Annotated in this window: 21 protein-coding genes; 4 read left to right on the top strand and 17 right to left on the bottom strand. The window is 44.7% G+C overall.

Translation table 11 applies throughout. The features are described 5' to 3' along the window. Window positions 1-83: 83 nt before the first annotated feature. The 10 genes from QH73_RS07885 to gloA all read right to left on the bottom strand — a co-directional run bounded on the left by QH73_RS07885 (window position 84) and on the right by gloA (window position 13,606). A complete protein-coding gene (locus QH73_RS07885) occupies window positions 84-1,646 on the bottom strand; it encodes a glycosyltransferase family 39 protein (protein ID WP_039716857.1) in 1,563 nt (520 codons plus the stop codon). Next, window positions 1,612-1,818 (bottom strand): hypothetical protein, encoded by a 207-nt coding sequence (locus tag QH73_RS07890; protein WP_132866811.1) that lies wholly within the window; start codon window positions 1,816-1,818, stop codon window positions 1,612-1,614. The genes QH73_RS07885 and QH73_RS07890 overlap by 35 nt, the downstream gene beginning before the upstream one ends. Then, a complete protein-coding gene (locus tag QH73_RS07895; protein ID WP_039716856.1) occupies window positions 1,808-2,854 on the bottom strand; it encodes a glycosyltransferase family 2 protein in 1,047 nt (348 codons plus the stop codon). The genes QH73_RS07890 and QH73_RS07895 overlap by 11 nt, the downstream gene beginning before the upstream one ends. 95 nt (window positions 2,855-2,949) lie before the next feature. Further along, window positions 2,950-3,975, bottom strand: coding sequence for a glycosyltransferase family 2 protein (locus QH73_RS07900; protein WP_039716855.1), 1,026 nt, complete (start codon window positions 3,973-3,975; stop codon window positions 2,950-2,952). A gap of 93 nt (window positions 3,976-4,068) precedes the next feature. After that, entirely contained in the window at window positions 4,069-5,346 is a 1,278-nt protein-coding gene (locus tag QH73_RS07905; RefSeq protein WP_039716854.1) for a lipopolysaccharide biosynthesis protein, read from the bottom strand. Between the two features lie 286 nt (window positions 5,347-5,632). Then, the gene (locus QH73_RS07910; protein ID WP_039716853.1) at window positions 5,633-6,607 is read right to left on the bottom strand and encodes a glycosyltransferase family 2 protein; all 975 of its coding nucleotides are present in this window, start codon (window positions 6,605-6,607) and stop codon (window positions 5,633-5,635) included. Between the two features lie 3 nt (window positions 6,608-6,610). Next, on the bottom strand, window positions 6,611-7,915 hold the full coding sequence (locus QH73_RS07915) for an O-antigen ligase family protein (RefSeq protein ID WP_039716852.1): 1,305 nt from the start codon (window positions 7,913-7,915) through the stop codon (window positions 6,611-6,613). A gap of 99 nt (window positions 7,916-8,014) precedes the next feature. Continuing rightward, complete coding sequence (locus tag QH73_RS07920; protein ID WP_039716851.1) at window positions 8,015-9,439, bottom strand: GumC family protein; 1,425 nt, start codon at window positions 9,437-9,439, stop codon at window positions 8,015-8,017. Window positions 9,440-10,216: 777 nt separating this feature from the next. Then, a complete protein-coding gene (clpB, locus tag QH73_RS07925) occupies window positions 10,217-12,874 on the bottom strand; it encodes an ATP-dependent chaperone ClpB (protein ID WP_039716850.1) in 2,658 nt (885 codons plus the stop codon). A 306-nt stretch (window positions 12,875-13,180) separates the two neighbouring features. After that, entirely contained in the window at window positions 13,181-13,606 is a 426-nt protein-coding gene (gene gloA / locus QH73_RS07930; RefSeq protein WP_132866812.1) for a lactoylglutathione lyase, read from the bottom strand. A 371-nt stretch (window positions 13,607-13,977) separates the two neighbouring features. Here gloA and eno point away from each other — a divergent pair, with 371 nt between their 5' ends. Beyond that, on the top strand, window positions 13,978-15,267 hold the full coding sequence (gene eno, locus QH73_RS07935; RefSeq protein ID WP_039716848.1) for a phosphopyruvate hydratase: 1,290 nt from the start codon (window positions 13,978-13,980) through the stop codon (window positions 15,265-15,267). A 54-nt stretch (window positions 15,268-15,321) separates the two neighbouring features. Here eno and argC read toward each other — a convergent pair whose 3' ends face one another. The 6 genes from argC to QH73_RS28700 all read right to left on the bottom strand — a co-directional run bounded on the left by argC (window position 15,322) and on the right by QH73_RS28700 (window position 20,632). Then, on the bottom strand, window positions 15,322-16,380 hold the full coding sequence (gene argC / locus QH73_RS07940) for an N-acetyl-gamma-glutamyl-phosphate reductase (RefSeq protein ID WP_039716847.1): 1,059 nt from the start codon (window positions 16,378-16,380) through the stop codon (window positions 15,322-15,324). 360 nt (window positions 16,381-16,740) lie between these two features. After that, window positions 16,741-17,823 (bottom strand): OmpH family outer membrane protein, encoded by a 1,083-nt coding sequence (locus QH73_RS07945; RefSeq protein ID WP_132866813.1) that lies wholly within the window; start codon window positions 17,821-17,823, stop codon window positions 16,741-16,743. Window positions 17,824-17,871: 48 nt separating this feature from the next. Continuing rightward, a complete protein-coding gene (locus QH73_RS07950; RefSeq protein ID WP_039716845.1) occupies window positions 17,872-18,900 on the bottom strand; it encodes a response regulator in 1,029 nt (342 codons plus the stop codon). Window positions 18,901-19,166: 266 nt separating this feature from the next. Continuing rightward, on the bottom strand, window positions 19,167-19,334 hold the full coding sequence (locus QH73_RS07955; RefSeq protein ID WP_165587640.1) for a hypothetical protein: 168 nt from the start codon (window positions 19,332-19,334) through the stop codon (window positions 19,167-19,169). Next, complete coding sequence (locus tag QH73_RS07960) at window positions 19,324-20,403, bottom strand: ATP-dependent 6-phosphofructokinase (RefSeq protein ID WP_039716844.1); 1,080 nt, start codon at window positions 20,401-20,403, stop codon at window positions 19,324-19,326. The genes QH73_RS07955 and QH73_RS07960 overlap by 11 nt, the downstream gene beginning before the upstream one ends. A 106-nt stretch (window positions 20,404-20,509) precedes the next feature. After that, window positions 20,510-20,632, bottom strand: a complete 123-nt coding sequence (locus QH73_RS28700) for a hypothetical protein (RefSeq protein WP_286194073.1) — start codon at window positions 20,630-20,632, stop codon at window positions 20,510-20,512. Window positions 20,633-20,737: 105 nt separating this feature from the next. Here QH73_RS28700 and era point away from each other — a divergent pair, with 105 nt between their 5' ends. Together era and QH73_RS07970 are read left to right on the top strand one after the other, a co-directional pair. Then, window positions 20,738-21,694, top strand: a complete 957-nt coding sequence (gene era, locus QH73_RS07965; protein WP_039716843.1) for a GTPase Era — start codon at window positions 20,738-20,740, stop codon at window positions 21,692-21,694. A 141-nt stretch (window positions 21,695-21,835) separates the two neighbouring features. Next, complete coding sequence (locus QH73_RS07970; protein WP_039716842.1) at window positions 21,836-22,924, top strand: PstS family phosphate ABC transporter substrate-binding protein; 1,089 nt, start codon at window positions 21,836-21,838, stop codon at window positions 22,922-22,924. A gap of 192 nt (window positions 22,925-23,116) precedes the next feature. Here QH73_RS07970 and recR read toward each other — a convergent pair whose 3' ends face one another. Further along, window positions 23,117-23,716 (bottom strand): recombination mediator RecR, encoded by a 600-nt coding sequence (recR, locus tag QH73_RS07975; protein WP_132866816.1) that lies wholly within the window; start codon window positions 23,714-23,716, stop codon window positions 23,117-23,119. 145 nt (window positions 23,717-23,861) lie between these two features. On the opposite strand from recR, the gene aptA reads away from it, so the two are divergent. Then, entirely contained in the window at window positions 23,862-25,193 is a 1,332-nt protein-coding gene (gene aptA / locus QH73_RS07980) for an omega-aminotransferase AptA (protein WP_039716841.1), read from the top strand. Window positions 25,194-25,338 lie beyond the last annotated feature (145 nt).

The raw sequence follows: 25,338 nt of genomic DNA on the forward strand, positions 1-25,338 counted from the left end.
TTAAAGGGAACAAGGGAGAAGTCGCAAGTCAAAAGCCTCTCACTTCTCACCTCTCACTGTTCCCCATACCCGCGAATCAAAAACTACTTCTTCACGTAATGATAGATATCAAAATTAGTCAGTGGCAGATGAGACTCTAGTTTGTAAGATTTAGCCATTGAGCTTTCTAAATCAAAATTTCTTTTCTTTTCCCAAAAAGCTTGGTCGCTAATGGCAATAATTGCCGTGTTTGCGTTTTCAGTAACGCGACTGACTTCTGCTGCTAATTTAGTTGTGTCTAGTCCTAAGCCGTCTATTGTTAGAGTATCGCCATAATAAGGTAGCAAGTAAGGCACGCCGTACAGAAGCACGGATTTGCTATCTTGGCTATTGTTCTTACTCAGATATTGGGCAATTTCACGGTAGTTTTCCCGCTGATATCTGGGTTCAAAATAATAGTTGTAGTTGGCATATAAATTGAGTAGTAGTAACACAATAAACGCCCATCGATACAAATGTTGCCAGTTCTTTTTTTTACTAGAAGAACTAAGTCTAAGCGCGATTGGTAATAGAAACGCTAGAGGAATATAAATATAAAAAGAATGGCGAGGGAGCCAATTAAATTTCGTCACAATTGCAAAGGCAAGTGCGATAATAAAAGCTGCTGAAAAGGTAATCAGAAAAAACCTGTCGATTGGACGATATTGTTTATATTCTGGCGATCGCGCTTTTAAGCCTCTGACAAGTCCGATAAAAATAATGCCAGCAACTAATACAAATAGTAAGAGAACAGGCAAATAGCTGAAAACGAGTTGCAGGCGATCGCCACCACGCATCTGTTCGATTGGTGGACCATAGGTTTCTCCAACTAATAAGCCATAGAAAACAAAAGCTATATTCTGAATAACTGACTGATTTGATGGCGTGACGTGAACTTTTGTCGGATCGGTAGCTACGGGGGAAGCTAGATAAAATATTGCCGCAGGTACACAGGCAATTGCTACAGGTAGCCACCATTGCAGCCAGCGCTTAATATTTCTAGAAACGAGGAAGTGAGCGACACACAGAGCAAGGGTATAAATTCCAATAAAAATGCTACAAAAAAGACCGATCGCTGTAGTTATACAAAATAGCACCTGTGCGATCGCCGTACCTCTAACATTTTTTTGCGGTAAGATTTGGCTGAGAAAATATAATTGCAGAGATGCTAAAAATAAGAGTAAAGTATACGCTCTCGTTTGCTGGCTGTAATAAACTCCGTAAGCACTAAACGATAGAAAGAGCGTCAACCATAGAGCATGTTTCCTACCGTAAAGTTGCCATGCAGTAGTACACAAAACAACGATCGTGCCAATTCCTAATAAAGCAGAAAGGGAGCGGACAGCAAACTCGCTACTACCAAAGATTTGTCGCCAGAAATGTAAGACTAAATAGTAAAATGGCTGAAAGCGATCGCCAGTATCTGTAGTCACAATTGTGGAAATAATAGCTTGAATGCTCGTGCCGTCAGAATAATATAAACTAGCACCTTCATCTAGCCATAAGCTCTTATCTTGCAAAAGGAAAAATCGTAGAAAGATGCCGATTACAAGAGTTAAGACGATCGGGAGATAAGACTTAAAATTAGAGGCTCTAATGCGTTCTAGTGACGTTCTTTGTAACAACATAAGATAAGTCGTAAGTTATAAGTTGTAAGTCGTAAGTCAGCAGCGATGGTAGTTGGTAGTTGGTAGTTGGTAGTTGATAGTTGGTAGTTGCTCCCTCAGCTCCCTCAGCCTCCTCAGCTCCCTCAGCCTCTTCTCTCTGCTCCCTGCTCCCTGCTCCCTGATTAGCTTCCAACTTCTATTTCTCGATCGCGGTGGATGCGGTTTTTTTGCCAAGCTCCCATTGATTGAGCTGCCAAAGCCTCAATCTGACGATAAATCGAGGTAGGGAGCAGCCATAACAGATAAGCAGCAGCCAGTGTCATCAGCGTGCGACGGGGATCTGACAACAGAATACCCCAGTGAGTTGCTAGAGCGCGATGCATGAGCTTTACAGCGATCGCACCCGCTTTGAGACGGACGGCACTACGAGCCAAATAACGCATGTGATACGCTTTGGCAGGTTTTTCCCATTCAGAAATAAATTCTGGTGCGTAGGAGCGGGTTTTTTCGATAACTTGTTCTAGATATTCTAGTTGCTTGAGCAGATTGGCTGAGAGTCCGCCAGAGTTGACGCGATACAAAGTAAGAGCTTCGGGAATGCCAGCAAATTGCCACTGAGTTTGGATCGCAATCCGCAGCCAACATTCAACATCTTCTGCTTGGCGAAAGCGCTCGTCAAAATAAAATATTTCTGGGAATTTTTCTGGAGTTTCGTGACGATAATCGGTAAAAGCGATCGCATCGAGAGTTTCTCGGCGCAACACCGCCGCCGAACCATTACCTACAGGATTATCGCACAGCAGGCACTCTGGGGAAATATTGTCTAGCTGCGGCATGAGATAAGTCCCCAAGCGATGCCCCGTTTCATCAATTAAAGCCGAACGACTGAAACTCACTCCCACATGAGGAAAGTTGTTTAAATGCTCGATATGTTTCTCTAACTTTTGCGGCAACCATAAATCGTCTCCGTCTAAAAAAGCAATATACTCTCCTTTAGCATGACGAATACCCGTGTTTCTCGCACCAGCCAAGCCTCGGTTGCGTTGGCGAATAATCTGAATTCTGGGATCGGTAAATTGCTGACAAATTTCTACACATCGATCTGGAGACTCATCATCAATTATCAGGATCTCTAGATTTTTGTATGTTTGGTCTAACACCGACTGGACTGTGGCACTGATATACTTCTCACAACGGAAAACTGCAATTACCACAGAAACTTTTTTCATATAACTCCTTTCAGTTATCAGTGACTAGTGACTGGTGAGCGCTCGCTAGTCATGAAAAATTAATTCACTAGCCACTAGCCACTAACTACTAGCCACTATTCTTTCACTTCTTGAAGAATTCTCCTTTTTTGATTCGAGCCTGTTATCTGAAGTGCTAGAGATTGGATCTGGTGATAAGTAGAATTAGGCAATAGCCACAGCAAATAAGCGGCTGCTAAAGTCATTACCGTTCGCCGTGGTTCCTCAAATAAAATTGACCTATATGTAGATAGAGCTTTGTGAGAAAATTCGACGGCAGTGGAGCCTGCGGATAAAGTGACAGCTCGACGTGCTAAATGCCGGAGTTGATAAGCCATAGCTGGTTTTTCCCACTCAGCCATCATCTCTGGTGAGGTGTAGGCGCGTGCTGTCTCTAACATAGTTTCCCAAGAGCTAAGTTTCTTATACAATTGGGCAGAAAATCCTTTTGGATTCACGCGGTACAAAGTTAAAGCTTCTGCTAATCCCTCAATTTGCCAGTCTGTTTTTAGCATCATGCGCAGCCAACATTCTACATCTTCTGATGGGTGTAAGCTGCGATCGCAATTGAAATAAGAGACTTCTCCCGATCCAGGCTCGACAAACTTAATTGCTTCTAACAATTCTTTACGAATTACGGGAACTGAGCCATTACCAATTGGCGTACGACACAACAGATCGAGGGGTGTAATATCTGTTAATTTGGACATTTGATAAATACTCAAAGGTTTGTCTGCTTCGTCAATAAAAGCCGAACGACTAAAACTGAGTCCCACGTTTGGCGATTTATCTAGATGTTCGACATGTTTTTCTAGCTTGTGGGGAACCCAAAGATCGTCTCCGTCTAAAAGCGCTACGTAATCACCTTGAGCCTGACGAATTCCCGTGTTTCGAGCTGCTGCAACCCCTTGATTTGGCTGGCGAATGATTTGAATTCGAGGATCGGTAAACTGTTGGCAAATTTCATAACTGCGATCGGTCGAACCATCGTCAATAATCAATAATTCAAAATTTTTGTATGTCTGTGCTAATACAGAGTTTATTGTCTTTGCAATGTATTTTTCGACTTGATAAACGGGAATGATGATAGTAACTAATTTCATATTTCAGAGCTTGGTCGTTGGTCATTGGTCATTTATAGAAACCATTAACTATTAAATACTAGCTATCAACTATCAGCTATCAACTATCAACCACTACGATTGGCGCAATACATGGCGGTTTGTCCAAATCGTAAACACGGGAAGGAAGAGCATGTGAACGATTAAAACTGCTGCTGCAACGCCAATAACCTGCCAATGGACTCCAATTAATAAAGAGAGAGCAAACACAGTCGTAAAAGCTAGATTCCAATATAAATCTAAATTGGGTTTGCCTACAGCTACTAATAATTGCGAAGCAGCATCGGCGAAGGGTCTGGGAATTGCTGACAAGCAAATTAATACCAGCACGGGAATAGCAACAATCCACTGATGACCAAAAACAATTGGTACATACCAATAAGCTAGGCTAGACTGTAGAATCACTAAGGGAAAGATAATTAGACTAATAATTTTAAGCGCGCTGTAATAAGATTGACTTAACTCCAACATGTTAGCTTTAGCTTTACATAAATGTGGCAAAATTGCTGTATTGATTGCTGTAACTATACTCAGGCTAATTCCCAATCCAGCATTGAACCCAAAAAAATAAATTCCTAATTCTTTAATACCTAAAAACCTACCAATTATTAAATAATCTAAGTTATTTCTCAGCGCCTTGAGAAATTGCACGCCACAGATATTTTTACCAAAATCTAAAATCGATCGCCAAGCTTTTGTCGTAAATTTAGCAGTAGGATGCCAAGCGTAACTTTTACGATAAATAATAATTTCTAGCGGTGTCACCAAAACCCAAGGTAAAACGAACGCCCAAATTCCCCAGCCGCGAATAGCAAATAGGGCAGATAATATATAACTAGCGAGATTTCTCACAACAGTAGCGATCGCGCACACTTTAAGTCGATTTTCGCGAACGATTAAGGAAGACTGGATAGCGGCAAAAGGCCACATGAGATAGGGTATACCAGCAATACAGATGGGGATAATTAAATCGATTTCGCGAGTCAGGCGATCGCGATAAAACCAAGCAATAGGAAAAGCAATTAGGCACTGAGCAAAAAACAAACCTGTAAAGATGCTCCAGTTTAACCAATAACCAGAGTTACAAATAGTATCTAATTCTTGGCGATCGCATTGAATAATTTTAGCACTTACCCCGACCTCCATAAAAACTCGCATAAACTCATTGACTGTAGACACAATTGCTGCTAAGCCGTAGTCATAAGGAGTTAAAAAACGAGCTAAAATTACTGTCAATCCGAGGCGAAAAATCCGCGAAATAATTTCTGCCGAACCTAACCAGCTAAGATTACGAACGAATCGATTGGAAAGTTTTTGAGGCAGCCTAGATAAAATAGCTGATAGGATAGGCATTGAGTTTATACATTGTTTTTCGTTATTCCAGCTCGAATCAGATTCAGTGCAGGCGATCGCTGGTTAGTCTCCTATTCAATATATAGTTGATGTAGCTATTATTGCCTACACTACCATCATCAATCTTAAAGAAAACTCGTATTTTCTTACACAAGTCAAGCTGGAAATTTCATCGCAGACAAATGCCAAATTCCCGCATTCTACTTAGGTTGATACGCTACATCAACGATCTAAGCATAACCAGGCGATCGCAGTTACGCAACGATACAGTTATGTAAAAACTTCCTTATGCTACAGAATTATCTTGAATGTAGTTAGCGCGAATTCGAGCGATCTTCTGAAGTAAATGATTAGCAAGTTTAGGCGATAGTAGTTGAATCAGCAGTAATTTTACGAGTAGTGTTTGGACTTTTCTATTCAATAATATTCGAGGTTGTAACTGAATAGCCATTTGTAATTTTTGCCAAGCCACTCCCGCTGCTGTTGCACCCGGAATTTTAGTTAAATATAAGTGGGATAAATAGCGATAAAGATTAGCCAAGCTTTGACTTTTCAGAAATTGTAACTGAGCCGGAGCCACTTGAAATGCTCGGTCGATAACTCGAATTGCATCTTTCTCCATCACCTCAATTTTGGCAGAAGCTGAACCAGCGGTTTGACGGTAAAAAATTTGAGTTTTAGGAACGACTACAAAATCATACTTAGCTGCTAAACGGAGATACAAATCCCATTCTTCTGCATGGGTTAGGGTTGGATCGAATTCGCCAACATCTGCTAAAGCAGTTCGGCGAATCAAAGGATTTGAACCGCTTAAGAGAAAATTAGTTTTTAATAATTCTGCATAGACATTACCCTCGAAATATATGGGGCGATCGTCATGAAAAAACTTGCCTTGCCGATCCATAAAACACGTCCAACTATAAGCAACTCCTGCGGCTGGATGTTGCTGTAATGCTGCGAATTGAAGTTCTAATTTATCTGGTGTCCACAGATCGTCAGCATCGATAAAGGTGATATATTCGCTGGTAGATAAAGAAATACCGCGATTGCGGGCAACTGATACGCCACCATTTTCATAGGAAACTACTTTCAGTCGAGGGTCTCGAACGGTTTGGATTAATTCGAGCGTGCGATCGCTAGACCCATCGTCAATAACGATTAACTCAAAATCTGTAAAAGTTTGTTTTTGAATCGAGGCAATTGTTTCTAGAATCGTATTTTGGGAATTGTATGCAGGCACAATAACTGAGATTGTAGGCATGTCTTAACTCTTAAATGAGAGGGTTCTTGTTTGGCGATCGGCAAAAATTGGTACGTCTTCCTTAAAAGCTATTCCCGTGAGAATTAACCCTTGCCAATAAAGATAGGATGCCAACTGAATATCCACAGCAGCTGTTGCAATCAGTAAGACCAAATAAATATTTAACGCAGTTTTAGCGATCGCGCTTTTCCTAGCTTTCAGAGTTAGCTCGACAAAACCCCAGACGATCGCAAATGTAAAGGCAAGAAAACCTACAACTCCATGCAAATAAAATAGATCGGGCCAATGATTGTGAGTGCCGATCGGCATATGTTCTGTATATTTTGGTCCTTTCTCTTCTACAACTCCATGACCCCAAATTGGTGCTTCCATCCAACGGTTCATCGTCACTTCAGCTAGGCGTTTTCTGACAACTTCAGAACTACGGCGAATGCCACTAATCGCTCGATCCCAAGCTGTTTGCATTAGCTCGATCAGTTGAGGTGCAATCATGCCTATCACAACACTGAATAAACCTACGATCAGTTGAATGTACCAACCAAAATTAGTCAACAACCAAGAGGCGATCGGCACGGCAACCAGACAAACAATTGTCGATCGCGAGCCAGAACCTACGACCATTGCCGCACCTCCGATCGTGCCAAGCCAACGCCATTTTTTATTGGCTTCTTGACTGGATAAAAAGAAATAAATATTCCCAATAATACCTAAATTATTCGCAAAGTTAGCAAACAAACGCAAACGAAATTGTCGAGCTTCACCAAAGTCTCCACCAACATCATATAAATTAACAGTATAAAAGCTGGCAGAACCGCGAAATGCAACTAGGGGAGAAACATAAGAAAAGCTCGGTATACGCAATAAATACATTAGGTAACAGATCGTCGCTAAAATCAAGCTTTGCAAGCAAAGAATACAAGCAGCTCGATAAATCACTTGTGGACGAATTTTTAGGCATCCTGCTAGGGGAAATAATGCCATTAAAGCCCAACTTCGCGCCCAGTTGTTGACCGTGGTAAAAACAAACTTTGGTATCCCTAGATCGAATTCCATATGGGACATAAAGATTGTTAGCTCTATGAATAACATGCCAACAATCCATATCCACACAGATAGCGGAATGCTAATCTTTTCTGACTCTGGTGTGTCTTTTGTTTGGAACCACCATCTTTTAAAAACACACCCTGCCAAGAGAAATCCTAAAGTTGGAATCCAAACGAGTTGCGCTCCCAGAAAATAAATGGGATACGTCAGAATTATGGTATACCAGACCAATTTCTCCTCAAAATTTTGAGGTTTAACGCTCATAGGATTTTCCTTTGAATCGGGAGTCGGGAGTCGGGTGCGATCGAGATTAATTGCGACTTGCGAATTCCAAATTCCGAATTCCGAATTCCGAATTCCCCTTTACCCCTCCACAATCCGATGCTGGGTTTTATGTTCTAGTTCCAGCATCGTCATCCGTCTTTGTCGCAGCCAGAATGCGAGTATACCTGCGCTGACAAATAGAGAACCGCCAGTTGCACCAAGTAAAATAAACATCCTTTTCGGCGAACTCGGAGATTTTGGTAAGTTCGGTTCTGCCACAATTTGTAGTAAAGGATAGGAACCAAAGGCATTTGACCTAATGATATCTAAGTTGGCAAGCGTAGAAGAGAACACTGCTTCAGATACCTGTAATTCACGCCTGAGAGCTTCTAAAGTCGTTTCTTTTTGCGATAAAGTACGGAGGCGGTTTTCTAATTGCAAGATTTGCTGTTCGGTTTCTTTGGCTTGAGATTGCAAGCCGCGATTCTCAGCTTGAGCATCGACGAGCGCTTGGAAGAGGCTTTCTCGCGCCGAACCGTTACTGGTATTAAGGTTGAGTTGTTGAATGAGATCTTGGCTGACTGGTCGTCCGAGTAACGACTCACTGCGGACAAGCATTGCTTGAGCTGCTGCGTCGCGCTTGTTTTGCTCTGCAACAATCGTGGGATGATCGGGTAAAAATTTAGCGCTCAGAGTCACCAAATCGGCACTGGCTTCACTGTAATTTTTTAAGTTTTGCTGAAATACTTGATCTGTTTGTAACACGAAGGCATTAGCAGCATCCTGTTCCGAGAGATTTAAATTAGCTGCTAGTTGTTGCAAACGAGAATTCGATTGTTGTTGTTGAGCGACAATTTCGGCTCGTTGTTTGCGTAAGGCTTCGATGTTGTCAGAGAGAGCTTTGAGCTGATCGCTAGAGTTCAAGCCAGAGATGGCTTTGTAGTCAGAGAGCCGCTTTTGAGCCATTTCTAGCTTGCGCTGGGAAGAACTTAAAGCAGTTTGGAAACTGGCATCGCGTTGAATGAATTCTTGGACTCTGAGTTCGTTGACTCTAGCCTGAATCGCTCTGTAAAGAGCGTAGGATTTATCCCGTGCTTCTTCAGGATTGTCTCCTGTCATTTGAAATTCGATGATGCTAGTGCTGTCGCCGATCTTGACTTTAGGTTTGCCAAACTCTTGAGGAGATATATCCATTTGAGTGGCAGCAATCTGAATTACGGCATCGCTTTCTGCGAGAAATTTATAATTCTGCCTGGGATCTTGAGTACTAATGCTGTAGGGCGAGGAGCTATCTAAAGAAGTCTGTCCGATCTCTGGAAGGGATACTCTAGCTTGAGCGGCAGTTCCTGGCACGTTAACAGCCCATCCACTGGTGTAGGTTGGAGCTTTAAGCTTTAAATACGCTAAAGCCGAACACCAAATGGCAGCATTAGCCAATATACCAATGAGTAGATAGGGAGACCAATGAACTTGCTGTAGTCTTGACTTGGGAAACGGGCGAGAAATTGTCACGGATTCAGTCATTCAGCAATCCTCCTAGCAGATGTTTCAACTGATACATTTTTTTAACAAAAATAACTAGCTGCTACGCAAACTTTAACTATAAAAATTACTCCGTCTCAACCTCTCGCCTGTACTTCATTACACCTACTCTGAAAACATAATTTCTCAGTCCTGGGTATGAACGTGAACTAATACTAAATAGTTATTACCGCTCTCCCAGCCAAAGTGTTGCCTCAGATTATAGACTAACTCCTAATTTCTCTGACAGTTACAAATCTTAATTTACCCTGAAATATGATTTTGTGACTAAAAGAGCGAAAATCATCTAAATTTTCCCTGGTTTTAGTGGTTTCTTCATCCTATTTGAAGTGGTTTAGGAGGACAGGAGTATAGATCTCTCCTATGAAAAGTCAAGCGATACGGAGTCAATATATCTCGGTTAGTGATGCAAAGATCTTGAAGATCCCCCCTAGCCCACGGACACTTTAACGCGAGTTGCTACAACGGGGGATACCCCCGCAACGCACTCGCTCCTCAAGTCGGGAAACCCGCCCACGTAAGTGTCCTCCCCTTAAAAAGGGGGGAACTTAAAGCCCCCGATTTGGCGGGGGTTGGGGGATCTTGCCTTAATCGAAAATATTAAATACGGAGTATATTTGACAACATAGACCACAATAAAAAAGTCGTTCTCAACTAGCAAATTTTTAGTGAATGCTCGATTTGAAAAGCATCAACTGAGGCGATCGCCACGAAATTGCTGAAGAAAAACGACAAGAAAATTTAAGTATCGTTTATGGCTTAATTTGTATCAGGCTTAGAAAGAGCAGACGAATAGGTGACAACTGAGCGTTGACGCTGGAAAGAAAGAGCGCCATCCTGACAATCGACTTGAATCGTGTCGCCTTCGGTAAAAGTTCCTTCTAATAATTTGGTTGCCAAAGGATTTCGTAGGTGGCGTTGGATGGCTCGTTTGAGCGGACGAGCGCCGTATACGGGGTCGTAGCCAATATCTACTAAGTAATCTTGAGCTGCTGGCGATAGCACGATGCCAATTTTTTGTTCGTCGAGTAATCTTTCAAATTGTTTGAGTTGAATGCCAACGATTTGCCGCAGTTGGCTGCGATCTAGGGGATGGAAAATAATCAGGTCATCGATGCGGTTGAGAAATTCGGGGCGGAAATGCGATCGCAAGACTTCTAAAACTTGCCGTTGTATCTGTTCGTAGTTAGCATCATCTCCAGATAAATTGAGAATGCGATCGCTACCGATATTACTCGTCATGACGATTACCGTATTGCGAAAATCAACAGTTCTGCCCTGAGAATCTGTAATCCGCCCGTCATCTAGCACTTGCAGGAATATGTTGAAGACATCTGGGTGAGCTTTTTCCACCTCATCTAACAACAACACGGAGTAGGGACGGCGGCGGATTGCTTCTGAGAGTTGTCCTCCTTCCTCATAGGCAACGTAGCCTGGAGGCGATCCTACTAGCCGCATCACAGAGGATTTATCCATATACTCGGACATATCCAGTCGCACCATTGCATCGTCTGAATCAAATAAAAACTGCGCCAATGCCCGCGCTAATTCTGTTTTACCCACCCCTGTCGGACCCATGAACAAGAAAGAACCGATAGGACGACCGGGATCTTTCATGCCTGCCCGAGCGCTGCGGATAGCTGCTGCTACAGCCGATACAGCCTCAGATTGACCGACAACTCTAGCGTGCAGGTGGCTTTCGAGTTGGAGTAATTTCTGGCGTTCTGACTCTAACAGGCGATTGACAGGGATGCCCGTCCACTTAGCGACGATCTCGGCAATATCAGCTTCGGAGACTTCTTCTCGTAACAGTGTAGAACCCTGGCTTTGAATTTCTATGAGTAGAGTTTCTTTTGCTTCGCGATCGCGCTGTACTCCTTCTAGTTGTCCGTATTTCAGCCGTGCTGCCGTGTTGAGATCGTAGGCGCGTTCTGCCTGCTCGATCTGCACCCGCAAAGATTCTTCTTCTTTTTTCAAAGCCCCGATCGCATCAAGGATCTGTTTTTCACCCTGCCATTGAGAATTTAATTCCTGTTGTTTTTGCGTCAGTGTCGAAATTTCTTGCTCGATCCGTTCCAAGCGTTCTTTGGTAATGGCAGCGCGTTGGTCTTCACCAGCGATCGAAAGCTTTTCCATCTCCAACTGCATTAAACGGCGATCGATGATTTCTAGTTCTGTCGGCTTAGAAGTGATCTCCATTTTCAATTGTGCAGCAGCTTCATCGACGAGATCGATCGCCTTATCGGGTAAAAAGCGATCGGTGATGTAGCGGTGGGACAGGGTAGCGGCTGCAACTAGAGCAGAATCAGTAATTTTGACGCTGTGATGCGCTTCGTAGCGTTCTTTCAAGCCTCGGAGAATCGAAATGGTCGTTTCTACCGAGGGCTGATCGACAAAGACTTGTTGGAAGCGGCGTTCTAAGGCTGCGTCTTTTTCAATATACTTGCGGTACTCATCTAGAGTCGTCGCGCCAATACAGCGTAACTCTCCTCGTGCCAGCATTGGTTTGAGTAAGTTGCCCGCGTCCATTGCGCCTTGAGTCGTGCCACCTGCACCGACAACGGTGTGTAATTCGTCGATAAATAAGACGATTTGTCCGTTAGATTCGGTGACTTCCCGTAATACAGCCCGCAAACGGTCTTCAAATTCACCGCGATATTTTGCTCCAGCAATCAAGCTACCCATGTCGAGAGTAATTAACTGCCTGTTTTTCAAAGATTCAGGGACATCGCCCTTGATAATCCGTTGCGCCAACCCTTCTGCGATCGCAGTTTTCCCCACACCAGGTTCGCCAATCAAAACAGGATTATTTTTCGTGCGGCGAGACAATACCTGAATCACGCGCCGCACCTCATCGTCTCTACCAATGACGGGATCGAGCTTGCCAACTTTTGCCTGTTCCGTCAGGTCGCGCCCAAATTTTTCTAGGGCTTCGTAGCGTGCTTCGGGGGTTCGGTCTATGACCTTTTGATTGCCACGAATCGCCTTAATTGCCGCTTCTAGCTTTGCCGTATCGAGATTGAAACCTTTACACACCCTACGCCCGATCCGTTCGTCCTCCCCAAACGCTATCAGCAGGTGTTCGACTGAAACGTGTTGGTCTTGCCAGTTCGTTCTAATCGCATCAGTCCGGTCGAGCATCAAATCCAAATTTCGACCCAAATAAAGCTGACTGCTTTTACCCACTTTCGGCTGTCGCTTGGCGAAAGCTTCAAGCTGCTGTGCCATTGCTGCGGGATCGACACCAGCTTTAGTTAGAATCCGATTAGCCAGCCCTTTTGGTTGTTCTAAAAGTGCGATCGCGAGGTGTTCGACCTCCAGTTGTTGTTGTTGAAAACGTTGAACCATCAAATCCTGAGAATTGACGATCGCTTCCCAGGCTTCTTCGGTGAACTTGTTAGGGTCGGTGGGCTGCATCTTAACGATTTTAGATTTTAGATTTTAGATTTTAGATTGGCGATGTGAGATTAAAAAGAAAATACCACCTGGTGACAGTGGTGCGATCGCTATTAGCCTATCCTATTTTGAAGGGGTTAGGAGCGAGGAGCGAGGGAAAGAGGGGGCGTAGGGTGTAGGGTGTGGAGAGAATTCGGAATTCGGAATTAATTGTGACTTGCGAATGCGCGACTTGCGACTTGTCTTGCTCCCCCTTCTTCCCCCTCTCCCTTGTCTCCCTTGTCCCCCGTGTCTTCCCCCTCTCCCCTGTCCGACGTATACCTCAGCCTACTGTGACACTAACTCCTTCTGAGGAGTAGCAGATTCTCTAGAACTGAGTTGGATCAACTCTACTTTGTAGCCGTCGGGGTCTTCAACAAAAGCGATAACTGTAGAACCGTGCTTCATTGGTCCTGGTTCTCGTACTACTTTACCGCCACGGGCTTTAATTTCTTCACAAGTGCCGTAAATGTCATCAACGCCGATCGCGATATGACCGTAAGCATCACCTAAGTTGTATTTCTCCGTGTCCCAATTGTAGGTGAGTTCGAGAACGGTGTGGTCTGCCTCATCACCATAGCCTACAAAAGCCAGGGTAAACTTACCACCTGGATAGTCTTTCTGGCGCAGCAACTTCATGCCCAAAAGTTCGCAGTAAAACTTGAGAGATGCTTCCAAGTTACCGACGCGAAGCATTGTGTGTAGTAATCGCATTAAGTGACTCCAAATTTCAGCATCGATCTCTATTCTAGGCAGTAGGGAGCAGTGACCAGTTATCAGTTATCAGTTATCAGTTAACCAACAACCAACAACCGTCAACTGTTAACCGTCAACCAACAACAAATGACCAATGACCAATGACAACCAATTTCGTGTTGAATGATCCTTAACATCGTACCCATCAGCCTGTAAAATTCCTATCCTGACTCAAATGAAGTGATTGGTGAGTAGTGAGTAGTGAGTAGAACCAGTGAAGAGTGACTTAGTGACAAGAATTGAGTCCAGCCACTAGCCACCAGCCACTAGCCACTGACAACTGATAACTGACAACTGATAACTGATAACTGAAAAAGGAGCTACGCAGCATGATCGATACAATAGACAGCGCTATAGACAACATTATTGCTAGAGAAATTCTCGATTCGCGGGGTCGCCCTACTGTTGAGGCGGAAGTACATTTAATTGGGGGAGTGGTGGGACTCGCCCAGGTTCCCAGTGGGGCTTCTACAGGTACTTTTGAGGCGCACGAACTTCGAGATGACGACAAGAGCCGTTATGGGGGTAAAGGTGTACTCAAGGCGGTGGAAAATGTCAATTCGGCGATCGCCCCACAACTATCTCAAATGGATGTCTTGAACCAAGAAGCCCTCGATCGAGCCATGATTGCTCTAGATGGCTCTCCAAATAAAGCCAAGTTGGGAGCAAATGCGATTTTATCCGTGTCTTTGGCGGCGGCGAAGGCAGGAGCGGAGTTACTTGGAATTCCTTTGTATCGCTATCTGGGGGGACCTTTAGCAAACGTGCTACCCGTACCGTTGATGAACGTGATCAATGGTGGCGCTCACGCAGCAAATAATATCGATTTTCAAGAATTTATGATCGTTCCGGTTGGTGCGTCTTCATTTCGAGAGGCGTTACGCTGGGGGGCGGAAGTTTTTGCCGCTTTGAGTAAGGTGCTGGACGATAAAGGATTGCTCACTGGTGTGGGCGATGAAGGCGGTTTTGCGCCCAATTTGGAGTCAAATCAGGTAGCTCTAGAAATACTGATGAGCGCGATCGCCAAAGCTGGATATAAACCTGGGGAGGAAGTCGCATTAGCCTTAGACGTGGCTGCCAGCGAGTTTTACAAAGACGGGCAGTATGTCTATGACGGCGCAGCTCATGCACCCACTGAGTTTATCGAGTATTTGGCTAAACTGGTCGGTGAATACCCAATTGTCTCAATTGAAGATGGGTTACATGAGGAAGATTGGCAGCACTGGCAGCTGTTAACTGAAAAAATTGGCGATCGCGTTCAACTTGTCGGCGACGATCTCTTTGTGACTAATGCCACCCGCCTCCAAAAAGGGATCGAAACCAAAGCAGGAAATGCCATCTTGATCAAGCTGAATCAAATTGGTTCGCTGACAGAAACTTTAGAAACCATCGATCTAGCTACCCGTAACGGTTTTCGCTCGATTATCAGCCATCGTTCGGGAGAAACAGAAGACACGACGATCGCTGACTTAGCTGTAGCAACACGCGCAGGTCAGATTAAAACTGGTTCTCTCTGTCGCAGCGAACGGGTAGCAAAATATAATCGCCTATTGCGCATTGAAGACGAGTTAGGCGATCGCGCTGTTTATGCTGGAACTGTGAAGATGGGACCGAAGTAGATATTGGTTGACAGTTGACGGTTAACAGTTAACCGTCAACTGTCAACCAGATATTTAAGGATAAAACCCTAATTTTGGTAATCCTAAACTCTCGTCCCAGCCCATCATTAGGTTGAGGCATTGAATTGCTTGTCCGGCTTGTCCCTTGATCAAGTTATCGATCGCTGACAAGACGATGACTCTGCCAGTACGGGGATCGGTTTCGATGCCGATGTAGCAGAGATTGCTGCCGCACGCCCACTTGGTTTGGGGATAGATACCGCTGTCGCAAATTGTTACCCAAGGACAATTGCGATAAAAAGCTCTGTAGATGGTAATTAAATCTTCTCTGACTAACCCGGGATCGCGCAGAGTGGCGTAGACGGTGGCTAGGATACCGCGTACCATTGGCACTAAGTGAGGAGTAAATTGGACTAACACTTGATGTCCAGCCAAATCGCTGCAAACTTGCTCGATTTCTGGCGTATGACGGTGACGGGCAACGCCATAAGCAGCAAAAGAGTTATCTGCTTCTGCAAGCAACAGTCCAGTTTTTGCCTGTCTACCACCCCCAGACGTGCCAGATTTTGCATCGACGATCGCAGTTTCAGGTACGATCAAGCCTTGCTTTAGGAGGGGGGCAAGTGCTAGTAGGCTAGCGGTGGGATAGCAGCCGGGACAACCGATCAGTTGGCTTTCGGCAATGCGATCGCGATACAGTTCTGGTAAGCCATAAACTGCTTTTGTTGCCACAGCTATGTCTTGCCGCTGTTTGCCGTACCAGATTTGATAAGTTTCTAAATCGCTAAATCTATAGTCGGCAGATAAATCGAGAACTTTACAACCTTTATCGATCAACTGAGGAGCCAGATCGCAAGCAAAACCATTGGGGAGTGAGAGAAAAACTACCTCACACCTTGCTGCGATCGCTTCTGAATCGACAGATTCGATTGGCTGCGCTACCCGATGAGCTAAGTGGGGATATATATCAGCAAACGATTTGCCAGCACTGCTATCGCCACCCAAGTAGACGAGTTCTACTTCAGGATGATCCATTAACAACCTGACCAATTGCACCCCGCCATAGCCTGACGCGCCAACAATTCCTACCGATACGCGCCCTTCTTTACCCATGACAATCAATCCTGATGAAATACATTTTTATGACTCGATTGAGATCGGGCTTTGATAATTGGCGATCGCCAACTGCTCGTAGCCTCTGAAATGGATTTGTAAACTAGGAAAAAAATTAACTTTCGCTGCATTGTAGTACTAAAAGGGAAATCTCGTTGCAACAATTTTCTCAAATCTTGACGTGAGCCATCAGGTGAGTTATCGGTTACGCCAATCTAGCCGCGTCTGCAAGAAAGGTTGTGGGGTGTGGGGTGTGGGGTGTGGGGTGTGGGGTGTAAAGATTTTAAATTTCTTTCTCCGCGACTCTCCCTCAGCTTCCTCAGCTCCCTACTCCCCTGCTCCCCTGCTCCCTGCTCCCTTTCAAATCTCCTGTAGCAGTTTTTGCGGATCGACTTGCGCCGCCATTTCTTGCTTTTTTAATTCAATGGCTTTTAGTTCGTCTAATTGTCTGAAAATCTTCTCACTCACATTTTCTGGTAGAACTTGGGCAATCCGTGAGGTTTCGTATTCTATAGAAATCATTCTAATAAGTTGATAATATCCATCTAATAATTCTTCTGATAATTTAATTTGTTGCGCGATCTTATTGATGCCTTTGCTCGTAATTTCAATTTGACGACCGTATAATTCTTGTTGCGCACTTAACATTTTTTGTTGTAAATTCTTTAAACGCCGAATCAGCTTTTTATTAGCATTTAACTCTTGCTGCAACTTGAGAGTCTGTTGCTCCATTTCATATTTTTGCGATAGCAATTGCTGCTCGGAGGTGAGCCTACCTAACTCTTGGCGATCGCGTTCTTTGAGTCTTTGGCGCATAGTTGCGTAGGTTCCTATTCCCGCTGCTGTAGGTGCAGCCGCAGCTAATAACAGTTTATTGGTTGTAGGATTTAGAATGCATAACGGTACGGTAATGGCGAGAGCTAATTTACTGATATTAAAAGCTAAAGATTTTGCTCTTGCTCCCGGTTTTCTTAAAAGGTAACTTTCGCCCGTACTAGAATTTTCTAACCACAACAAATCTTTTAAGACCTTACCTTGCATTAGATAAAGCAAAAGTAATTTGTCTCCAGCTACAGCCGATATTTTTTCCTCTTGTCCTAAAGTGGAAAAGTCTAGTGCTTGAAGCGGATTATTTTTGTTTGGATTACCTGCATCGTATAACCGCAATTGATAAACACGTCTGTATTCTGCTTGCTTGTTATATTTACTGCGATACCAAGATTCTAGATATGAATTAAAGCTAGCAACTTCAGTGCGTACTAAAGCATATCTATAGTCACACCTGAGACAAATACTTTCGAGAAAGTCTTCGTCGCATTCTTCAAAGCTGGGAAAATAGACAGAATGACGACAAGCCGGACAGGGAATTTGCAGTGTCATGGAAGGAGCTAGGGGCGATCGTGAGAGTTGAGGGGCTGTAGGGCAGAACTCTTTTTGAAACATGAGGGCTGAAAAAGGCTGAGGTAATCTTTCTTTTTCTCCAAAAAAAATCTAGCCTCTCGCCCTTAATCCCTCGATCCTAACCCCCAGTCCCTCCAAAGAGTTTGCTGGAACGGAAGTTGAGTTAATAAAGTCGATAAACTGTTGTACGAGTTCGGGATTGCGCCATCCTCGATTGGTTTCTGCAACCAAAACTTTTAATGCTTCTGCCTGAGACAGCGCGCGTTTGTATGGGCGATCGCTAGTCAGAGCATCATAAATATCAATAATTTGAAAGACTTGAGCGAGATAAGGAATCTGCTCTCCAACCAGCTGATAGGGATAACCAGAGCCATCCCAACGCTCGTGATGGTGCAAAACAATTGGAATCACTCCCCGCATCGTCCGCAAAGGTTGACAGATTCTTTCACCAATCAAAACGTGCTGTCGCATCACTTCCCACTCTTTGGCAGTTAGTTTTCCAGTCTTCAGCAGCACCGCGTCGGGAATGCCAACTTTACCAATATCGTGTAAATAACTACCCCACATCAAATCTCGTCTCTGAGCGCGGGACAGATTGAGATAGCCACCGAAAGCATCGCTCAACTTTACCAAGCGTTCGCAGTGATCGCCAGTATTAGGATCGCGGCTTTCCACTGCCCTAGCAATGGAAAATAACACCTGCGAAGCATGATCTAAATCTTCATTCAACCGCTTTTGACGTACCAAAGATTTGACGCGGGCAGCTAATTCCAGGCGATCGAAAGGTTTACTTAAAAAATCATCTCCCCCAGCTTCAATCCCACGAATTCTAGCTTGTCGATCGTTTAAAGCTGTGATAAAAATGACTGGGATCAGCCTTGTCTGTTCGTCCTGCTTCAGTTGGCAACAGACTTCAAATCCATCCATTTCTGGCATCATGACATCCAGTAGGATGAGATCCGGTTGACCTTGACTGACGGACTCTAGCGCTGACGAGCCACTATCTGCCTCTAAAACTTCGTACCCCTCTACTGAGAGAATAGCTACAGCCGTCATACGACTAGCTGGATGGTCGTCAACTACCAGGATTTTAGGCGGAGCTAGATCGAAGCTGTTCACTCAATATACCTGTATGATTATCTACAACGTGAAGTCTGCGTGAAGTCTGTTGGAAGGACAACAAGCTGAACGGCACAATTCGCCAAAAGTCACAGACTCATCAATGAGATTGTTTCATTTTGTCAAAAAATATCTAAATTATACTGGAAAAGTTTTAATAAATTAACTTAACTTTATCTTTGAAGCACTAGCCACGTATGATTAATTCTACCTCTGCTTTCGCAACTTCTGCTTTCACAACATACAAACTACTGATTCTTCTCACTCTAAAGTTTAGGTGAGAAGAGACATAGCATATACCAGTTTTTGAACCGTCTATAGTCAAAAGTCAGAAGTGATGGTAGTTGACGGTTGACGGTTGACGGTCGTTTTTTCTCCCTCAGCTCTCTCCCTGCTCCCTGCTCCCTACTCCCTCCTCCCTTCTCAACGCTCATCACCTAAACAAATACCCAAACCACGGGCAGTTTTAACCAGCGTACCGTGAGGATTGACTGCACGGTATTGGGCGATCGCTTCGGGAATGGGAACGCTGACAACTTGCCGTTTTTGCCACGTTACCATCCGGTCGTACTGTGCTTCGGCAATTAGATCGACAGCCGCAACACCAAAAGCAGAGGCAATTACCCGTTCTAGTGGTGAGGGCGTACCACCTCGTTGAACGTGTCCTAAGACTGTGACTCGCGTTTCTGCCCCAATCCGAGTACAAATTTCATCAGCTAAATATTGACCGATACCACCATAGCGACATTGTCCCAAGCGATCGGTAGACATGACGCATACGCCTGTCTCCGTCCGCACCGCTTCCGATACGACGACGAGAGAATAATTTTTCCCCTGTTCTTGTCTTTCTTTAATTGTGTAACAGATGCGCTCGACAGTGTAAGGAATTTCTGGAACTAAAATCACATCAGCACCACCAGCAATCCCCGCACTGATGGCGATATGTCCCGCATCGCGTCCCATCACTTCTAAAATCATCACCCGGGAATGACTGGCAGCTGTAAAATGCAACCGATCTAAAGCTTCAGTGGCAATACTGACAGCAGTATCAAAACCGATTGAAAGTTCGGTTACGCCGACATCATTGTCGATCGTCTTGGGAATTGCCACCAAGTTGAGATTTCCTTGTTGGGCAAGGCGACGTAAAATCGCCATACTACCGTCGCCACCAATGCCAATCATGGCATCCAAGCCTAATTGGTGGTAGCCTGCGATAATGTCTTCCGAGCGATCGCGGATGGTTCCGTCTGGCATCGGAAAAGCAAACGGATCGCCTTTATTGGTCGTTCCTAAAATTGTCCCACCAGCTACGAGCAATCCATCAACTTTGTCAATTTCTAAGGCGATCGCTTGCGGCGGTTGAGCCATTAATCCTAAAGTGGCTTGTCGAATTCCAAATACCTCCCAGCCATAAGTACCGACAGCGCGATGCACCACGGCACGAATCGCGGCATTCAAACCCGCACAATCGCCACCACTAGTTAAAATTCCAATTCGTTTCATTCAGTTATCAGTTATCAGTTATCAGTTATCAGTCAAGAAAGGGTGTGGGGTGTGGGGAAATTTTGAATGCGTGAATGCGTGAATGCGTGAATTTTGAGTTGCTCCCTCAGCTCCCGATCGCTCCCTCAGCTTCCTCAGCTCCCGATCGCTCCCTCAGCTCCCTCAGCTCCGCGACTCTCTCTTCTCCCCCTTGTCCCCCTTGTCTTTTCCCTAACCCCTCACTCCTCACCCCTCTCCAAAGCAGTACATTAGACTGAAACAGGTAGCATCGATCTTAATTACAATTTGATTTTAGATTTCTTTATTTTTTGCAATATTCAGCTAGTTCTAGACAGTGATTACTTCAGATAACGATTCTTTTGATTTTTCGGATGCATTAACTATTCCCCAAGCCCCGCCTGGTTATAAATCAGGCTTTATTGGGATTATCGGTCGTCCTAATGTTGGTAAATCGACGTTGATGAATCAACTTGTGGGGCAAAAAATTGCCATTACTTCTCCAGTCGCGCAAACAACGCGCAACCGCTTGAGAGGAATTTTGACCACACCCGCAGCTCAGTTTATTTTTGTCGATACGCCAGGAATTCATAAACCCCATCATCAGTTGGGAGAAGTGTTAGTCAAAAATGCTCGGATTGCCATTGATTCTGTCGATGTAGTGTTGTTTGTGGTAGATGGTTCTCAAGTTGCTGGGGGAGGCGATCGCTTTATTATCGAGTTGCTAACTCAGACGCAAACTCCTGTAATTCTGGGGCTGAACAAAATCGACCAGAGATCGACCAATATTGAAGATTTGGATCGTTCTTACCAAGAAATAGCTAAATCTTACCAATGGCAGATGCTAAAATTTTCAGCCCTTAACGGTGAGGGATTAGAAGCATTGCAACAGGCAATTGTGGAATGTTTGGAGCCTGGTCCTTATTATTATCCTCCCGACTTAGTTACAGACCAGCCAGAACGTTTTATCATGGGAGAATTAATTCGCGAACAAATTTTATTGCTAACACGGGATGAGGTTCCTCACTCAGTGGCAATTACCATTGACAAAGTGGAGGAAGCTCCTAACATTACCCGTGTATTTGCGACTATTCATATCGAGCGAGATTCTCAAAAAGGAATTCTGATCGGCAAGGGAGGAGCAATGCTCAAAGCGATCGGTAGCGCTGCTCGCGAACAAATTCAAAAGCTAATCGCAGGCAAAGTTTATTTAGAACTATTTGTAAAAGTACAACCAAAATGGCGACAATCTCGGCTCAGGCTATCAGAGTTTGGTTACAAAGTAGAAGAATAGTTGGTAAGTCGTAAGTCGTAAGTCGTAAGTTGTAAGTCGGAAATAATTCTCCTTGCTTGGAAGCTCGTGCGCTCCTCTTCTTCACTGATAACTGATAACTGATGACTGATGACTGATAACTGATAACTGATAACTGAAAAAATGTTTGAAAAATCTAATCGAACTCCAATCAAGAAAAACAAAGATGTCGTCCTGTTAATTAAAGGATTAATTATTGGCAAAGTTCTGACCTTGCTGGTTATTGGTGGTTTGTTGTGGTGGCTAAAACCTCAATTGTGGAGCAGCGCTACTGCTACAAATCAAACTTCAGAAAATCCAGTAGCAACACCAAACGGTTCTACCTACGATCGCATGACAGGTATACCATCGGGTACGTTTAACTATGGTGGTAGTGCTGCATGGATACCAATCCGTCAAGTGGTTGACGCTCAGATTCAGCAAGCACGTCCAGAACTTCAATTGCGCTATATCCAGCCGCCTAATGGTAATTTGAGTTCTAGTGTGGGAATACAGATGCTGCTCGACGGGAAGTTAGATTTTGCCCACTCCTCTCGTCCGCTAACAGCAGCAGAAAAAGCACTGGCACAAAAGCAAGGATTGACACTGGCAGAAATGCCAATTGCGGTAGATGGAATCGCCGCCGTCGTTCATCCCTCTTTGCAAATCTCTGGTTTAACCGTAGAACAGTTGCAGCAAATTTATCAAGGCAAAATTACCAACTGGAGTCAGTTAGGTGGGGAAAACTTGCCAATTGTTCCATACACTCGTCATCCTCAAGATGGCAGTCCCGCCGCGATCTTTTCTACATCAGAACAAACTTTTGGGACGAACGTACGTTCTGTCAAATCTACAACAGCTGCCTTGCGTCTAGTTAACCAGACTCCAGGTGCAATCTATTATGCTTCTGCCCGTGCGGTCGTGCATCAATGCGGAGTCAAACCACTTCCCTTGGGCGAGAATAGCGATCGCTTCGTTCCTCCCTATCGCGAACCGCTATCCCAGCCTTGCCCTAATCAGCGCCATCAACCAAACTTAGCAGCTTTTGCCGATGGCAGCTATCCTTTAACTCGTAATTTATACGCGATCGTCAAGCAAGATGGAGGTAAAGCACAACAAGCAGGAGAAGCTTACACCAGACTCCTACTTTCCGACCAAGGACAACAAGCCCTCAGACAAGCTGGTTTCGTGCAAGCAGCAGCTGCCACCGCACAAAACAAACCAGCTAACTAATAAATTTTTAATTGCGAATTGGGTACGGGCGGGTTTTGACCCAAAATTTGCTCGTCAGATTGCGAGTCGATCTGCTAAACCCGCCCCTACGACTTCTGATTTCCGTCCGGGCGGGTTTTGACCCGAGATTTGCTCGTCAGGTGGCGAGTTGATCTGCTAAACCCGTCCCTACATTTGCGAATTCCGAATTCCCTAATCCAGTTCTCGCCTTCCTTCCAAAGCTCTTGCTAACGTCACCTCGTCAGCGTATTCTAAATCGCCACCCACGGGTAAACCAAAGGCAATTCGCGTCACTTTGGTGAATGGTTTGAGGAGTTGACCGACATACAGCGTTGTCGTCTCTCCTTCCACGCTGGGACCAATTGCTAAAATCACTTCCTTGGGTTGTTGTTGACCCACCCGTTGTACCAGCGATTGAACTGTGAGTTGTTCGGGTCCGATCCCATCCATCGGTGAAATGACCCCCCCCAAAACGTGATACTTGCCGTGATATTCCCTAGTTTTTTCCAAAGCAATCACGTCGCGGGAGTCAGCCACAACGCAAATTGTGTTGTTATCTCGGTTAGAGTTACGACAGATCTCACAAACAGGTTCCGCTGAGAGATGAAAGCATACCTTGCACAAACCCACTTGTTTTTTTGCTTCTAACAAAGCTTGTGCTAAGGCTTCAACTTCTGCTTCTGGACGCTTCAAAATATGTAAAGCAAGGCGCTGAGCGGTCTTGGGACCCACTCCTGGCAAGCGCTGCAACTGCTCGATCAAACGAGCCAAAGGACGTGCGTAAACCGTGATCTTATCTCCTGCGATCGCTTCTTTATTTTAACAGGGAGTCGGGAGTCGGGAGTCGGGACAAATAACTACCAACTACCAACTACCAACTACCAACTACCAACAAGATTTAATATGTAAATGAGCTTTCAGCCCCCCAGTTAAATTTATGGAATTAGCAACTACTAATCTTCCCAGCAGCGATTTAGATGCCTTTTGGATGCCGTTTACGGCTAATCGTCAGTTTAAGGCTAGTCCGCGTTTATTAGTGGCGGCTGAGGGGATGTATTACACCACAGCTGACGGACGGCGAATTATTGATGGTACGGCAGGGTTGTGGTGCGTTAATGCGGGTCACGGTCGCCGAGAAATTGCTGATGCGGTACAAAAACAGGTGATGCAGTTGGATTTTGCCCCGACGTTTCAAATGGGACATCCAGCACCGTTTGAATTGGCGACACGGTTGGTAGAACTGTTACCTGGAGACTTGAATCGCGTCTTTTTCACCAATTCTGGTTCGGAATCTGTCGATACAGCTTTGAAAATTGCGATCGCCTATCATCGGCTGAAGGGTCAAGGGGCGCGACAAAGACTTATCGGTAGGGAACGCGGCTATCACGGGGTAAATTTTGGCGGTACGGCGGTGGGAGGCACGGGAGCAAACCGCAAGTTATTCGGCAACATCGTAACTGGAATCGATCATTTATCCCACACCCATAATTTAGAACATAACGCCTTTACTCGCGGACAACCTCAGTGGGGAGAGCATCTAGCTAACGAGTTAGAGCGACTGGTAACGTTACACGATGCCTCAACAATTGCAGCTGTTATTGTGGAGCCAGTTGCCGGATCGACGGGGGTTTTACTGCCACCAGTCGGTTATTTACAAAAGTTACGCCAAATTTGCGACAAACACGACATTTTACTGATTTTTGACGAAGTGATTACGGGTTTTGGACGTTTGGGTAAGCCATTTGCTGCCGATTATTTTGGAGTCATACCGGACATGATTACGGTGGCGAAAGGAATTACCAACGCTACTGTGCCAATGGGAGCGGTATTCGTGCGCGAGGAAATCTACCAAACCTTTGTCCAGGGAATAGAAAACGGGATTGAACTTTTCCACGGCTACACCTACTCCGGTCATCCCGTTGCCTGTGCTGCGTCTCTGGCTACCTTGGATATTTATCAAAAAGAAGGATTGCTGACTCGCGTATCAGAAATTGCGGATTACTGGGAAGATGCCGTTCATAGTTTGCGTGGTTTACCCCATGTCATCGATTTACGTAATTTGGGATTAGTCGGAGCGATCGAATTAGAATCAATTCCAGGTAAGCCAGGGGCGAGGGGATACGAAACTTTTGTTAAATGCTATCAGCAAGGGGCATTAGTTAGAGCTGCGGGAGATAATATTGCCCTGTCACCGCCGCTAATTATTGAAAAGCAGCACATCGATGAATTGTTTGGCGTGTTGACAGGTGTGTTGAAGCAACTGGCGTGAATTTACATAGATTGTAGGGGCGCACAGCTGTGCGCCCCTATAGGTTTTCGCGGATTAATCAGTTCTGTCAGGGAATATGGTTAGATATTTTAGTGGGTTCGATGCTTAACTGTAATGCTTCATGCGACGCAATACTTCTCGGTTA

It is taken from the genome of Scytonema millei VB511283 (assembly GCF_000817735.3).
In the GTDB taxonomy this organism is placed as follows: domain Bacteria; phylum Cyanobacteriota; class Cyanobacteriia; order Cyanobacteriales; family Chroococcidiopsidaceae; genus Chroococcidiopsis; species Chroococcidiopsis millei_B.